The following is a 13,349-nucleotide window of genomic DNA, read 5'->3' as shown; positions in this document are numbered from 1 at the left end:
GACGGCGCATACGGCGGCCGGTCGCAAAAGCGGCACACCGGGACACCCCGCCCGTGGACGTTATCTATCGCGGCAGGTCTCCTGGCTTGCGGGTCATGGCCGCCGCCCGTCTTCCCGAGGCGTCTTCCTCAGTGACATGGTGGACGACGGCTATCCGCCTACAGTTGCGGGGGCAGCTCCGGAATGGACGCGGATGCGCCGTGCCGGATTCCCTCTTAGCTCCGGACGGGAGTCCGGAGAACCACGATGGCGAAAGCATCGCGTAGCGGGAGGGATTCGTCAAGGCATATAAAGATATCTTTATATTGCGGCGCACATCTGACGCGCCGGCGGCATCGGATCATTGCGGCTTCACGGTCTCGGGCGTCACCGTGAAGCCCTGCCGCGCCAGCAGCGAGACGAGGCCTTCCTCGCCGGAAAGATGCAGGGCGCCGACCGCCATGAAGACGTTGCCGGCGGCAAGGAGGGGGGCGGCGCGCTCGGCCATGGTGTGGTTGCGGTCGATGATGATGCGCTGCTCGAATTCGGCATAGGCCGCGGCGTCGTCGCCCTCCTCGGGAGCCGCGGCGCGCATCATCGGCATGATCATGCCGGTGTCGCCGGAAAGATAGAGACGGCTCATCGTCTCGATGACGTCCTCCAGCCCGTCGCCGAGCGCGAGCGTCTGGACGAGGCCCTGAACCTGCGGCCCGAGCGGCAGCGAATCGAGGGCGGAAATCTGCTCGACCAGCGTTTCCAGGCCCTTCAGCGCCTTGCCTTGCGCGATCGCGTCCTTCGCCAGCTTCTGGTCGAGGAAGGCGGCGCCGGCGGTCTTGCGGGCGATCTCGCAGGGCGGCAGCGCCACGAAGCTCGCGATCATCCACGGCTTCATCCGGCCGACGGCGGCAAGCGACAGGCCGCGCCGCTTCAGGCCCTCCGTGAGCGTTTCGGCATCCTCCGCGTCGACGAGATCGGTGATCGTGCGGCCGTCGGTGAACATGGTGAGGTCGGGGCGTGCGAGGATCGCCGCCGCCGCCTTTTTCTCGTCGGCGATCTCGTCCGATTCGACGATGACGGTTTCGGCCGCCGCGAAGGCCGCGCGGGCGGGCTCCGGCATGGCGAGCACGCGGGGGTCGGTCACGTGCATGGTGCCGAGCAGCCAGGACGGGGCGGTGCCCGGCTTCTCGATCCTCCAGAAGATGCCCTTGCCGTTCGGCACGGCGTCCGCTTCGGCGCGCAGCGTCGCGAAGGCGGCTGGATCGTCCCGTTCGAGCCGTTCGAGGATGTTCCGGCCGCTGCAGGCGGGAGGCTCGGCCCGGGCGGGCGAAAGGGTGGCGAGCACGGCGAGCAGGGAGAGGGCGGCGAGCAGATGGAGCGCGGCCGTCAGCCAGAGCGTCGCGTCGGCCAGTCTGTCGACCAACCGGGCGGCGGGAGGAAGGCTTCGGGGGCCGGGCATGATCGAACTCCTGATGATCCGGCCGCGACCCTAGCGGCGACGGCTTCACAATTGCTTAACGTTTCACCGGATCAGGCGCGCGGATGCGCCCGGTCGTAGATTTCGAGGAGCCTCGCGGAATCGACGCCGGTATAGACCTGGGTGGTGGACAGGCTCGCGTGGCCGAGCAGCTCCTGGATGGTGCGCAGGTCCCCGCCGCCGGCGAGCAGGTGGGTGGCGAAGGAATGGCGCAGCGCATGCGGCGTGGCGCTGTCCGGCAGGCCGAGCGCGCCGCGCAGCTTCTGCATCTCGCGCTGGACGATGGCCGGCAGCAAGGGTCCGCCGCGCGCGCCGCGGAAGAGCGGGCCGTCGTCGGCGAGCGCGAAGGGGCAGAGTTTCACGTAGTCCTCGACGCCGGCGCGGGCCGGCGCGATCAGCGGCACGATGCGGGTCTTGCCGCCCTTGCCGGAGATGCGCAGCGAGGCCGGTGCGCCCGCGAAGTCGGCGGGCGTCAGCGACAGCGCTTCGGAGATGCGCAGGCCGCAGCCGTAGAGCAGCGTCAGTACGGCGGCGTTGCGGGCGCGCACCCACGTTTCCTCGGCCAGCTGCTCGCCGGCGTCGACCACGGCGATCGCCTGGCGGTCGGAGAGCGGCTTCGGCAGCGATTTCGGCTGTTTCGGCGAGCGCACGGCGGCCGCGCCCGCGGCATTGGCCAGCCCCTTGCGTTCGAGATGCCGCAGGAAGGAGCGCAGGCCCGCAAGGCCGCGGCCGAGGGTGCGCGCACCGGCGCCGTCGCGGCGGCGGGCGGCGAGGAAGGCGCGCAGGTCCGCCGGCCTGAGCGCGCCGATGTCCTTGAGCCGGGCGGGCGACGCCAGATGTCCCGTCAGGAAGGTGAGGAACTGGCGCGTGTCGCGCTCGTAGGCGTCGAGCGTGTGGGCCGAGAGCCGCCGCTCGCCGGCGAGTGCCGCGAGCCAGCCCTGCCGTTCCGCCATCAGCGCCGGATCGGCGATGACAAGAAGATCGTCCATGATCCATTCCCGGTTTGCACTGCGCAATCGCATGTGAAGTGCGGCGTCGCCCCTTGTCCCCTTCTCCCCAGCGGGGAGAAGGTGGCCCGAAGGGTCGGATGGGGGAACGCAAAGGAAAACCCTTGACTGTTCCTGCCTCCGGCCTCCCCCTCATCCGCCTGCCGGCACCTTCTCCCCGCTGGGGAGAAGGGGGAAATGGCGTCGTCTCATTCCATACGCGCTACGTTTCGTGCAAAGCATCGGCCAATTGCGTTAGGGATTCGCTAACGCTTGCGCTTGGGGCTGGTCGCCGCGCATGAAGAGGGACATGAAAAGCGATTCGACCGACCTTTTCGGGGAAAGGCCCCCGGCTCGTACCGTGCCCGTGATGGTGCCGGTGCCGACGCCGGCGCCCTATTCCTACGCCGTGCCGGAGGGCATGGCGGTCGAGCCGGGGTCTATCGTCAAGGTGCCGCTCGGGCCGCGCTTCGTCGCCGGCGTCGTCTGGGACGGCGGCGACGACGGCAAGGTCGAGCGCAAGAAATTGCGGCCGATCGACACGGTGTTCGACTGCCCGCCGCTGTCGAAGGAGATGCGGGAATTCCTCGACTGGGTCGCCGGCTACACGCTGACGCCGCCCGGCCTCGTCGTGCGCATGGCGCTGCGCGCGCCCGCCGCCTTCGATCCCGAGCCGATGGTGGAGGGCCTGCGCCCGACCGGCCACCGGCCGGAGCGGATGACGCCGGCGCGCGAGCGGGTGCTGGCGCTGACGGAGGACGGTCTTCCCTGGACGCGCTCGGGGCTCGCGCATGCCGCCGGTACCTCGTCGAGCGTCATCGACGGGCTTCTCGCCCAGGGCAGCTTCGAGACGGTGTTCCTGCCGCCGCCGCCGGTGGTCGCCGCGCCCGATCCGGACCATGCCGCGCCCCGCCTCGAAGGGCCGCAGACGGAAACGGCCGCGGCGCTCGTCGAGGGCGTGCGGGCCGGCCGCTTCGGCGTCAGCCTCCTCGAGGGCATTACCGGCTCGGGCAAGACGGAGGTCTATTTCGAGGCCATCGCCGAGACGCTGCGGGCCGGCCGGCAGGTGCTGATCCTGCTGCCGGAAATCGCGCTGACGGCGAGCTTCCTCGAGCGCTTCCAGGACCGTTTCGGCGCCAAGCCCGCCGAATGGCACTCCGACCTCGCCCCGCGCACCCGCGAAAAGGTCTGGCGGCAGGTGACGACGGGGCAGGTGCGCGTCGTTGCCGGCGCGCGCTCCGCGCTGTTCCTGCCCTTCGAGAATCTCGGCCTGATCGTCGTCGACGAGGAGCACGATCCCGCCTACAAGCAGGAGGACCGCGTCTTCTACAATGCCCGCGACATGGCGGTGGTGCGCGCGCGCATCGGCGATTTCCCCGCCGTGCTGGTCTCGGCGACGCCCTCGGTCGAGAGCCGCGTCAACGCCGATCTCGGGCGCTACCGCAAGCTGCACCTGCCGACGCGCTACGGCGACGCGGCGCTGCCGGACCTGCATCTCGTCGACATGCGCCGCCATCCGCCGGCGCGCGGCGGCTTCCTGTCGCCGGTGCTGCTGCGCGGCATCGCCAAAACCATCGAGAAGGAGGAACAGGCGCTCCTCTTCCTCAACCGGCGCGGCTATGCGCCGCTGACGCTCTGCCGGGTCTGCGGCCACCGCTTCCAGTGCCCGCAATGCTCGAGCTGGCTGGTCGAGCACCGGTTCCGCGGGCAGATCCAGTGCCATCATTGCGGCTATGCCGAGCGCACGCCGGAAGCCTGCCCGGAATGCGGCACCTTCGATCATCTCGCCGCCTGCGGACCGGGCGTCGAGCGCATCGCCGAGGAGGTGGAGCGGCATTTTCCGGACGCGCGCACCATCGTGCTCTCCTCCGACCTGATGGGCGTGAAGCGGCTGCGGCTGGAACTGGAGGCGATCGCCCGCGGCGAGGCCGACATCGTCATCGGCACGCAGCTCGTCGCCAAGGGGCACAATTTCCCGCTGATGTCGCTGGTGGGCGTGGTCGACGCCGATCTCGGGCTTGCCAACGGCGATCCGCGTGCCGCCGAGCGCACCTTCCAGCTGCTCTACCAGGTGACGGGCCGCGCCGGCCGCTCTGGGCTGAAGAGCCACGGCCTGATCCAGACCTACCAGCCGCTCCATCCCGTCATGCAGGCGATCGTCTCCGGCGACCCGGAGGCCTTCTACGAGCGCGAGATCGGCGAGCGCGAGAAGGCGCTGCTGCCGCCCTTCGGCCGGCTCGCCTCGGTGATCGTCTCGGCCGACAGCCGCGCCGAGGCGGAGGCGCATGCGCGCGGGCTCCGGCAGGCCGCTCCCCGCGTCGAGGGAATCTCCGTGCTCGGCCCGGCGGAGGCGCCGCTCGCCATGATCCGCGGCCGCCACCGCTTCCGCCTGCTCGTGCACGGCCGGCGCGGCAGCGACATGCAGGCCTTCATCCGCACCATGCTTGCCAACGGGCCGAAGGAGCGGGCCTCGCTGCAGGTGCAGCTCGACATCGATCCGCAGAGCTTCCTCTAGAATCTTCTGTGCGAACGGTGCCCGCCCGCTTCTGCGGCGCGCGCGCCTGCGCTAGAAGGGCAGTCGGTTCGGAAGACGGTATGGACGGACGGGGGTGCGGCTCTCCCCTTCTCCACGACGGGGAGAAGGGGAGAGCGGCGATGCCGCATTTCGTCTGAAAAGGCCTGGTGGAGAGAGGTGCGGCGATGGAATTCTACATACCGACGGAAACGGGCGAGCTCCTGGCCTTCCTCGCGGCGATCGCAAGCGGGCTTCTCGGCCTCTTCACCCTCTTCGCGCCCGGTACGGCGCTCCGGCTCGCCGGGCTCCAGCTGCGCGAGGCCACCCGCGAGGGCCTCGCCTTCGTCCGCTCGGCCGGCGGCTTCCATGCGGGCCTGTCGATCGTCGCGCTGCTCGTGGCGCAGAGCTGGATCTACATGGCGATCGGCGGCGGCTTCGCGCTCGCCGCCTTCGGCCGCATCCTGTCGCTGATGTCGGATCGGTCCTTCACGGCGAGGAACCTCGCCGTCCTCCTCGTCCAGGCGGTGCTTGCGGGCTGCATGCTGGGCTACGTTTTCGAGCTTTTTTGAGGGCACGCGCACGATCGCGTGATTTTTGCCGCTTGTGTGGCGGACTTATGGCGCATTCCTGCGGCAGGCGTGTTGCGAGTCCGCAGTTCCTATGCTAGACGAACCGCGAAATTCGGGGAAAACAGGCTAAAAAGCCTGAGAAAACCGAGGATTACCGCAACGATTCCAGGGCTTTGGTCGACGGCGCCGCCGCCGTCCGGAAGGCCCCGGACGATAACAGAGAAGCTCGAGCCCGTGGCAGACACATCCCAGCTTGTTTCCGGTGTCGCAGAAAGATACGCGTCCTCGCTTTTCGACCTCGCGCTGGAAGCCGGCTCGGCCGACGCCGTGGGTGCGGACCTGGACCGGTTCCAGGCGCTGATCGACGAGAGCGACGATCTCAAGCGGCTGATCGCCAGCCCCGTCTTCTCCGCCGAGGATCAGGCCAGGGCCGTCGCCGCCATCGCCGGGAAGGCCGGCATCACGGGCCTTGTCGCCAACTTCCTCAAGGTCGTGGCCGGCAATCGCCGCCTCTTCGCGGTTCCCGGCATGATCAGGGCCTACCGCACGATCGCCGCCCGTCATCGCGGCGAGATCACGGCGGAGGTCACCTCGGCCCATGCGCTGACCGCAGCGCAGGAAAAAGAATTGAAGGCGGCGCTGAAAGGCGTCACCGGCAAAGACGTGGCGGTTGCCGTCACCGTCGACCCGTCCATTCTCGGTGGTCTGATCGTCAAGGTCGGGTCCCGCCAGATCGACACCTCCCTTCGCACCAAACTCTCTACCCTTAAGCTTGCACTGAAAGAGGTCGGCTGATGGATATCCGCGCCGCGGAAATCTCCGCAATTCTCAAAGATCAGATCAAAAACTTCGGCAAAGAGGCGGAAGTCTCGGAAGTCGGCCAGGTGCTCTCCGTCGGTGACGGCATCGCCCGCGTCTACGGCCTCGACAACGTCCAGGCCGGCGAAATGGTGGAGTTCCCCGGCGGCATCCGCGGGATGGCGCTGAACCTCGAAAGCGACAACGTCGGCGTCGTCATCTTCGGTTCGGACCGCGACATCAAGGAAGGCGACACGGTCAAGCGCACGGGCGCCATCGTCGACGTGCCGGTCGGTCCGGAACTGCTCGGCCGCGTTGTCGACGCGCTCGGCAACCCGATCGACGGCAAGGGCCCGATCAACGCGACGCAGCGCGCCCGCGTCGACGTCAAGGCGCCCGGCATCATCCCGCGCAAGTCGGTGCACGAGCCGATGTCGACCGGCCTCAAGGCCATCGACGCCCTGATCCCGGTCGGCCGCGGCCAGCGCGAGCTCGTCATCGGCGACCGCCAGACCGGCAAGACCGCGATCATCCTCGACACGATCCTCAACCAGAAGGCCATCCACGACAACGGCCCGGACGGCGACAAGCTGTACTGCGTCTACGTCGCCATCGGCCAGAAGCGTTCGACGGTCGCCCAGTTCGTGAAGGTTCTGGAAGAGCGCGGCGCGCTGCAGTATTCGATCATCGTCGCCGCCACGGCCTCCGACCCGGCGCCGATGCAGTACCTCGCCCCCTTCGCCGGCTGCGCGATGGGCGAATATTTCCGCGACAACGGCAAGCACGCCCTCATCGGCTATGACGACCTGTCCAAGCAGGCCGTCGCCTACCGCCAGATGTCGCTGCTGCTGCGCCGCCCGCCGGGCCGCGAAGCCTATCCGGGCGACGTCTTCTACCTGCACTCGCGCCTGCTCGAACGCGCCGCCAAGCTCAACGACGAGAACGGCGCCGGCTCGCTGACCGCCCTTCCGGTCATCGAGACGCAGGGCAACGACGTCTCGGCCTTCATCCCGACCAACGTGATCTCGATCACCGACGGCCAGATCTTCCTCGAGACGGACCTGTTCTACCAGGGTATCCGCCCGGCCGTGAACGTCGGCCTGTCGGTCTCCCGCGTCGGCTCGTCGGCGCAGATCAAGGCGATGAAGCAGGTCGCCGGCTCGATCAAGGGCGAGCTCGCCCAGTATCGCGAGATGGCCGCCTTCGCCCAGTTCGGCTCGGACCTCGACGCCGCCACGCAGCGCCTCCTGAACCGCGGCGCCCGCCTGACGGAGCTCCTGAAGCAGCCGCAGTTCTCGCCGCTGAAGACGGAAGAGCAGGTCGCGGTGATCTTCGCCGGCGTCAACGGCTACCTCGACAAGATCGCCGTCTCCGACGTCGGCAAGTTCGAGCAGGGCCTGCTCGGCTACCTGCGCTCGGAAGGCAAGGCGATCCTTGACACGATCCGCAGCGAGAAGGCGATCAGCGACGACACCAAGGGCAAGCTCAAGGCTGCGCTTGACAGCTACGCCAAGAGCTTCGGCTGAGGCGAACCCCTTCGACGGCCCGCGCGCCTGAGGCGCGCGGGCCGATCAGGACCTTCGATTGACGCATGATCCTCGGGGATCGTGTTACAGGACGGAAAACGGATGCCTTCACTTAAGGATCTGAAAAACCGGATCGCCTCCGTCAAGGCGACGCAGAAGATCACCAAGGCGATGAAGATGGTCGCCGCGGCGAAGCTTCGGCGCGCCCAGGAAGCGGCCGAGGCCGCCCGGCCCTATTCGCAGCGCATGAGCGCCGTTCTCGCCAACATCGCCCAGGCCGTCGGCCAGGACGATTCGGCCCCCCGCCTGATGACCGGCACGGGCAAGGACCAGGTTCACCTGCTCGTCGTCTGCACGGCCGAGCGCGGCCTTTGCGGCGGCTTCAACTCGCAGATCGCCCGTCTCGCCCGCGACCATACCCGCAAGCTGCTCGCGGCCGGCAAGACCGTGAAGATCATCTGCGTCGGCAAGAAGGGCTTCGACATCCTGCGGCGCGACTTCGCCTCGCTGATCATCGATCGCATCGAGCTGCGCGACGTCAAGAAGATCGGCTTCGAGAACGCCGACCAGATCGGCCGCAAGGTCATCGCGCTGTTCGAGAAGGGCGAGTTCGACGTCTGCACCCTGTTCTACTCCGAGTTCAAGTCGGTCATCGCGCAGGTGCCGACGGCCCTGCAGCTCGTTCCCGCCTCCGCGCCGGCCGCCGTGGAGCAGGTCGAAGGCGCGACCGCGATCTACGACTACGAGCCGGACGCCGCCGCGATCCTCGGCGACCTCATCCCGCGCAACATCTCCGTGCAGATCTTCCGGGCGCTGCTCGAGAACGTCGCCGGCGAGATGGGTGCCAAGATGAGCGCCATGGACAACGCGACCCGCAATGCCGGTGAGATGATCAACAAGCTGACGCTGAGCTACAACCGTCAGCGCCAGGCTCAGATCACCAAGGAACTCATCGAAATCATCTCGGGCGCCGAAGCGCTCTGAACCAGAACAAAGAGGTTAAGGAAAATGGCTGACGCAGCTCTTTCCACCGGCAAGGTGACCCAGGTCATCGGCGCCGTCGTCGACGTGGCCTTCGAAGGCGAACTGCCGCAGATCCTGAACGCGCTGGAAACCGAGAACAACGGCAACCGCCTCGTTCTCGAGGTCGCCCAGCACCTCGGCGAGAACACCGTCCGCACCATTGCCATGGACTCGACGGAAGGTCTCGTGCGCGGCCAGGACGTGCGCGACACCGGCGCGCCGATCTCGGTTCCGGTCGGCGACGAGACGCTCGGCCGCATCATCAACGTCATCGGCGAGCCGGTCGACCAGGCCGGTCCGGTCGAGACGACGGCACGCCGCGCCATCCACCAGCCGGCCCCGGACTATGTCGAGCAGTCGACGGAAGCCCAGATCCTCGTCACCGGCATCAAGGTCGTCGACCTGCTCGCGCCCTATGCCAAGGGCGGCAAGATCGGCCTGTTCGGCGGCGCCGGCGTCGGCAAGACGGTTCTCATCATGGAACTGATCAACAACGTCGCCAAGGCGCACGGCGGCTACTCCGTGTTCGCCGGCGTGGGCGAGCGCACCCGCGAGGGCAACGACCTCTACCACGAGATGATCGAATCCAAGGTGAACGTCGACCCGCGCGAGAACAACGGCTCGGCCGCCGGCTCCAAGTGCGCGCTCGTCTACGGCCAGATGAACGAGCCGCCGGGCGCGCGCGCCCGCGTCGCGCTGACCGGCCTCACCATCGCCGAGGACTTCCGCGACAAGGGCCAGGACGTTCTGTTCTTCGTCGACAACATCTTCCGCTTCACCCAGGCGGGTTCGGAAGTGTCGGCGCTCCTCGGCCGCATCCCCTCGGCCGTGGGCTACCAGCCGACGCTCGCCACCGACATGGGCGCGCTGCAGGAACGCATCACCACCACCACCAAGGGCTCGATCACCTCGGTCCAGGCGATCTACGTTCCCGCCGACGACCTGACCGACCCGGCGCCGGCGACCTCGTTCGCCCACCTCGACGCGACGACCGTTCTGTCGCGCTCGATCGCCGAGAAGGGCATCTACCCGGCCGTGGACCCGCTCGACTCCACCTCGCGCATGCTCGACCCGATGGTCGTCGGCGAGGAGCACTACGAGGTCGCGCGCAAGGTGCAGGGCACGCTGCAGCGCTACAAGGCGCTCCAGGACATCATCGCCATCCTCGGCATGGACGAACTGTCCGAAGAAGACAAGCTGGCCGTCGCCCGCGCCCGCAAGATCGAGCGCTTCCTGTCGCAGCCGTTCCACGTCGCCGAAGTCTTCACCGGCTCGCCGGGCAAGCTCGTCTCGCTGGAAGACACGATCAAGGGCTTCAAGGGCCTCGTCAACGGCGAATACGACCACCTGCCGGAAGCCGCCTTCTACATGGTCGGCTCCATCGAGGAAGCCGTCGAGAAGGCCAAGAAGCTGGCCGCCGAGGCTGCCTAACAGCGAATAGGGAATAGGGAGTAGCGAATAGGGGACATGCGGACGCCGAATAGGAATTCCATTCGCTATTCGCTATTCGCTATTCGCTAAATGGGTCATGGCAACAGAATTCAACTTCGAACTCGTTTCCCCTGAGCAATTGCTGGTTTCCGGCCGCGTCAGCGAGGTCGTCATCCCGGCGAGCGAGGGCGAGATGACCGTCATGGCCAACCATGCGCCGGCCATGACGACGATCAAGCCTGGCGTCGTCACCGTCAAGGCGGCCGACGGCAAGACCGACCGCTACGTCGTCTTCGGCGGCTTCGCGGACATCCTGCCGACCGGCTGCACGCTGCTCGCCGAATCGGCCGTCCATGTCGACGACTTCAAGAGCGCCGACATCGCCAGGCGGATCGACGCCGCGCGCGCCGAGCTGGAGAAGGCCTCCGGCGACGAGCAGCGCTTCGGCCTGGAAAGCTACCTCGCCGAACTGACCACGCTGCAGGGCATCGTCGTTCCCGCCTGATCCTTTCCGCGTCTTCGCGACGACCGAAGCGGCCCGCCCCCGGCGGGCCGTTCGCGTTCGCGGGCCTGCCTTCGTATCGTTTGCCTTAACCACGCCTTGAGGTCTCCTCCCGTTTCGGGGAGAAAAGCGTTCCAATCCGGCACGTTTGTTGGTTCTATGCGCAAGGGCCGTCAGGGAAGGCAAGGATGACCAGCAAGATCGTACCCGTAATCATGGCCGGCGGTAAGGGAACGCGGCTCTGGCCGCTTTCGCGCGCATCCGCGCCCAAGCAGTTCCTCGAGTTCCTGGGCGAGAAGACGCTGTTCCAGAAGACGCTGGAGCGCGTGGCGGATACGGCGCTCTACGAGGCGCCCGTCGTCGTGACGAACGTCGACTTCCGCTTCCTCGTCGCCGAGCAGGCGCGCACGACCGGCATCGCGCTCGCCTCGATCCTGCTCGAGCCCGTCGCCCGCAACACGGCCCCGGCGCTTGCGGCGGCGGCGGTGCTGATCGAGCGGCTGCACGGCGCCGACGTGGTGATGCAGGTGCTCGCCTCCGACCACGAGATCGACGCGGGCGACGTCTATTTCGACTGCATCTCGCGGGCGAAGGCGGCGGCCGGCGCGGGCCGGCTCGTCACCTTCGGCATCACGCCGCACGAGGCGGCGACCGGCTACGGCTACATCGAGACCGGCGAGGGGATCGGCAACGGCGCCTATGCCGTGCGCCGCTTCGTGGAGAAGCCCGATCGCGCCCGCGCCGAGGCGATGCTGGCGGAAGGCGGCTATCTCTGGAATTCCGGCATGTTCATGCTGCCCGTCGGCCTCTTCCTGCGGGAGCTGCGCCAATATGCGCCGGAGGTGCTGGACGCGGCCGCCGCCGCTGTCGCCAAGGCGCGGCACGACCTCGACTTCGAGCGCCTCGACGAGGAGGCCTTCGCGCGCGCGCCCGACATCTCGGTCGACTACGCGATCTTCGAGAAGACGCCGATCGCCGCCGTGGTGCCGTCCTCCTTCGGCTGGTCGGATCTCGGCAGCTGGGATTCCGTCTGGAAGACCGGGCGGCGGGACGAGGCCGGCAACGTCACCGACGGCTCGACGACGCTCTTCGACACGCGCAACTCGCTCGTGCTGTCGCGCGACATCCACGTCGCCGTGCAGGGGCTGGAGGACGTCGCCGTCATCGCCAGCGAGGACGCCGTCTATGTCGGCCGGCTGGAGGACAGCCAGAACGTCGGTAGGCTGGTGAAGCTGCTCGCCGCGGAGGCGCGGACGGCGAAGCTCACCGAGACCCATCCGACCGCCTATCGTCCCTGGGGCGGCTACACGTCGGTGCTGAACGGCGAGCGCTTCCAGGTCAAGCGGCTGTTCGTGACGCCGGGCAAGCGGCTGTCGCTGCAGAAGCACCACCACCGCTCCGAGCACTGGATCGTCGTGCGCGGCACGGCGGAGGTGACGATCGGCGAGAAGACGGTCCCGCTGCGCGAGAACGAATCCGTCTATATCCCGCAGGGCGAGCTGCACCGCCTCGCCAATCCCGGCAAGATCCTGCTGGAGCTGATCGAGGTGCAGACCGGCTCCTATCTCGGCGAGGACGACATCATCCGCGTCGAGGACGAGTTCGGCCGCGGCTAGGGCATTTCCGGTGAAATCCGGTTCGCCGGAAAAGCTCTAGATTCTTGTTTTTTCCGCATTATCCGACGCCGACGCCGTTTTGGCTGGAAACGCTCTAGAGCAGCGCGGAGCCGTCCGGCGTGATGCGGATCGCTGTCAGGCGGCCGGTGGCGTAGCAGCCGGTGTCGATGCAGACCCGTCCCCGGCCGAAGACCGGCTCGCTGCCGGCGGTGTGGCCGTGGACGACGGTGAGCGGCAGGCGCGGCCCCTCGCTGAGGAACGGCTCGCGGATCCACAGCAGGTCCTCGTCGTCCTGGTCCTCGAGCGCGACGCCCGGCCGGATGCCGGCATGCACGAAGAGCAGGTCGCCGCAGGCGAGCGCGACGGGCAGGCTCTCCAGCAGCGCGACATGGTGCCCGGGCACGGCCTCGCGCAGGATGCGGCCGAGGTCGCCCGCCCTGCGTTTCAGCACGGCCGCCGGGTCTATCCCGTAGGAGCGCAAGGTCGCGTCCCCGCCGAAATCGAGCCAGCCCATGTTGTCCCCGGGGCTGCGGAGGAAACGCAGGAACGTGTCGTCGTGATTGCCGCAAAGCGCGACGCGCTCGATGCGGTCGGCATGGTCGCTTCTCGCCAGGTGGTTGAGCACGGCGCGGGAATCCGGCCCGCGGTCGATATAGTCGCCGAGATAGACGACGAGCGGACGCGTGAGCGCCAGGCGGCGCGCATCGGCGGCGATCCGATCCTCCAGCGCCAGCAGCGCCTCGAAGCAGCCGTGCACGTCGCCGATCGCATAGATCGGCCGCCCGTCCGCAATCTCCACGCGCCGCCGGCGCGCGACGGGCGCTTGCGGCGCGTCGGGCTGGCGGAAGATGCGGCGCAGGAGCGATCTCATGGTTCCGTCTCATAGCCGGGAAGCCGCGGCGAGTGAACAGGCAATGTGCCCGGCGGGAA

11 protein-coding genes and 1 riboswitch are annotated in these 13,349 nt (G+C 68.1%); of the genes, 8 read left to right on the top strand and 3 right to left on the bottom strand.

Annotated features, from left to right (window positions below; all coding sequences use genetic code 11):
* Positions 1 to 54: 54 nt before the first annotated feature.
* A riboswitch (cobalamin riboswitch) is annotated at positions 55 to 261 on the bottom strand.
* A 79-nt stretch (positions 262 to 340) separates the two neighbouring features.
* Together NNZ72_RS08960 and NNZ72_RS08955 are read right to left on the bottom strand one after the other, a co-directional pair.
* Positions 341 to 1,435, bottom strand: coding sequence for a TraB/GumN family protein (locus NNZ72_RS08960; RefSeq protein ID WP_257314945.1), 1,095 nt, complete (start codon positions 1,433 to 1,435; stop codon positions 341 to 343).
* A 71-nt stretch (positions 1,436 to 1,506) separates the two neighbouring features.
* On the bottom strand, positions 1,507 to 2,442 hold the full coding sequence (locus tag NNZ72_RS08955) for a tyrosine recombinase XerC (RefSeq protein ID WP_257314944.1): 936 nt from the start codon (positions 2,440 to 2,442) through the stop codon (positions 1,507 to 1,509).
* Positions 2,443 to 2,749: 307 nt separating this feature from the next.
* Here NNZ72_RS08955 and NNZ72_RS08950 point away from each other — a divergent pair, with 307 nt between their 5' ends.
* From NNZ72_RS08950 to NNZ72_RS08915, 8 genes are all read left to right on the top strand, one after another.
* On the top strand, positions 2,750 to 4,954 hold the full coding sequence (locus NNZ72_RS08950; protein WP_257314943.1) for a primosomal protein N': 2,205 nt from the start codon (positions 2,750 to 2,752) through the stop codon (positions 4,952 to 4,954).
* 185 nt (positions 4,955 to 5,139) lie between these two features.
* Complete coding sequence (locus tag NNZ72_RS08945) at positions 5,140 to 5,523, top strand: AGROH133_08824 family phage infection protein (protein WP_257314942.1); 384 nt, start codon at positions 5,140 to 5,142, stop codon at positions 5,521 to 5,523.
* Between the two features lie 234 nt (positions 5,524 to 5,757).
* Positions 5,758 to 6,318 carry a F0F1 ATP synthase subunit delta gene (locus NNZ72_RS08940; RefSeq protein WP_257314941.1) on the top strand — a complete coding sequence of 187 codons (561 nt, stop codon included), beginning with the start codon at positions 5,758 to 5,760 and terminating at the stop codon, positions 6,316 to 6,318.
* Positions 6,318 to 7,847, top strand: coding sequence for a F0F1 ATP synthase subunit alpha (gene atpA, locus NNZ72_RS08935; RefSeq protein WP_257314940.1), 1,530 nt, complete (start codon positions 6,318 to 6,320; stop codon positions 7,845 to 7,847). The genes NNZ72_RS08940 and atpA overlap by 1 nt, the downstream gene beginning before the upstream one ends.
* 102 nt (positions 7,848 to 7,949) lie before the next feature.
* Positions 7,950 to 8,831, top strand: coding sequence for a F0F1 ATP synthase subunit gamma (locus NNZ72_RS08930; protein WP_257314939.1), 882 nt, complete (start codon positions 7,950 to 7,952; stop codon positions 8,829 to 8,831).
* Between the two features lie 24 nt (positions 8,832 to 8,855).
* Positions 8,856 to 10,301: a F0F1 ATP synthase subunit beta gene (gene atpD / locus NNZ72_RS08925; protein ID WP_257314938.1), complete on the top strand. Its 1,446-nt coding sequence runs from the start codon at positions 8,856 to 8,858 to the stop codon at positions 10,299 to 10,301.
* Positions 10,302 to 10,398: 97 nt separating this feature from the next.
* Positions 10,399 to 10,806, top strand: a complete 408-nt coding sequence (locus NNZ72_RS08920) for a F0F1 ATP synthase subunit epsilon (RefSeq protein ID WP_257314937.1) — start codon at positions 10,399 to 10,401, stop codon at positions 10,804 to 10,806.
* Positions 10,807 to 10,991: 185 nt separating this feature from the next.
* Entirely contained in the window at positions 10,992 to 12,419 is a 1,428-nt protein-coding gene (locus NNZ72_RS08915; RefSeq protein ID WP_257314936.1) for a mannose-1-phosphate guanylyltransferase/mannose-6-phosphate isomerase, read from the top strand.
* 94 nt (positions 12,420 to 12,513) lie between these two features.
* Here the strand turns inward: NNZ72_RS08915 and NNZ72_RS08910 are convergent, their stop codons facing one another.
* Positions 12,514 to 13,290, bottom strand: coding sequence for a metallophosphoesterase family protein (locus tag NNZ72_RS08910; RefSeq protein ID WP_257314935.1), 777 nt, complete (start codon positions 13,288 to 13,290; stop codon positions 12,514 to 12,516).
* Positions 13,291 to 13,349: the final 59 nt, after the last annotated feature.

Origin of the sequence: Shinella pollutisoli, assembly GCF_024609765.1 — a bacterium.
Lineage (GTDB): Bacteria > Pseudomonadota > Alphaproteobacteria > Rhizobiales > Rhizobiaceae > Shinella > Shinella pollutisoli.
The sequence above is the reverse complement of the archived record's forward strand: the minus strand, read 5'-3'. Positions and strand labels throughout refer to the sequence as shown.

What these genes read in the sequence shown, in the direction of transcription:
- atpD (WP_257314938.1), top strand. Translation starts at nt 8,856, where the DNA reads ATGGCTGACGCAGCTCTTTCCACCGGCAAGGTGACCCAGGTCATCGGC.
- NNZ72_RS08915 (WP_257314936.1), top strand. Translation starts at nt 10,992, where the DNA reads ATGACCAGCAAGATCGTACCCGTAATCATGGCCGGCGGTAAGGGAACG.
- NNZ72_RS08930 (WP_257314939.1), top strand. Translation starts at nt 7,950, where the DNA reads ATGCCTTCACTTAAGGATCTGAAAAACCGGATCGCCTCCGTCAAGGCG.
- NNZ72_RS08910 (WP_257314935.1), bottom strand. Translation starts at nt 13,290, where the DNA reads ATGAGATCGCTCCTGCGCCGCATCTTCCGCCAGCCCGACGCGCCGCAA.
- NNZ72_RS08945 (WP_257314942.1), top strand. Translation starts at nt 5,140, where the DNA reads ATGGAATTCTACATACCGACGGAAACGGGCGAGCTCCTGGCCTTCCTC.
- NNZ72_RS08955 (WP_257314944.1), bottom strand. Translation starts at nt 2,442, where the DNA reads ATGGACGATCTTCTTGTCATCGCCGATCCGGCGCTGATGGCGGAACGG.
- NNZ72_RS08960 (WP_257314945.1), bottom strand. Translation starts at nt 1,435, where the DNA reads ATGCCCGGCCCCCGAAGCCTTCCTCCCGCCGCCCGGTTGGTCGACAGA.
- atpA (WP_257314940.1), top strand. Translation starts at nt 6,318, where the DNA reads ATGGATATCCGCGCCGCGGAAATCTCCGCAATTCTCAAAGATCAGATC.
- NNZ72_RS08920 (WP_257314937.1), top strand. Translation starts at nt 10,399, where the DNA reads ATGGCAACAGAATTCAACTTCGAACTCGTTTCCCCTGAGCAATTGCTG.
- NNZ72_RS08950 (WP_257314943.1), top strand. Translation starts at nt 2,750, where the DNA reads ATGAAAAGCGATTCGACCGACCTTTTCGGGGAAAGGCCCCCGGCTCGT.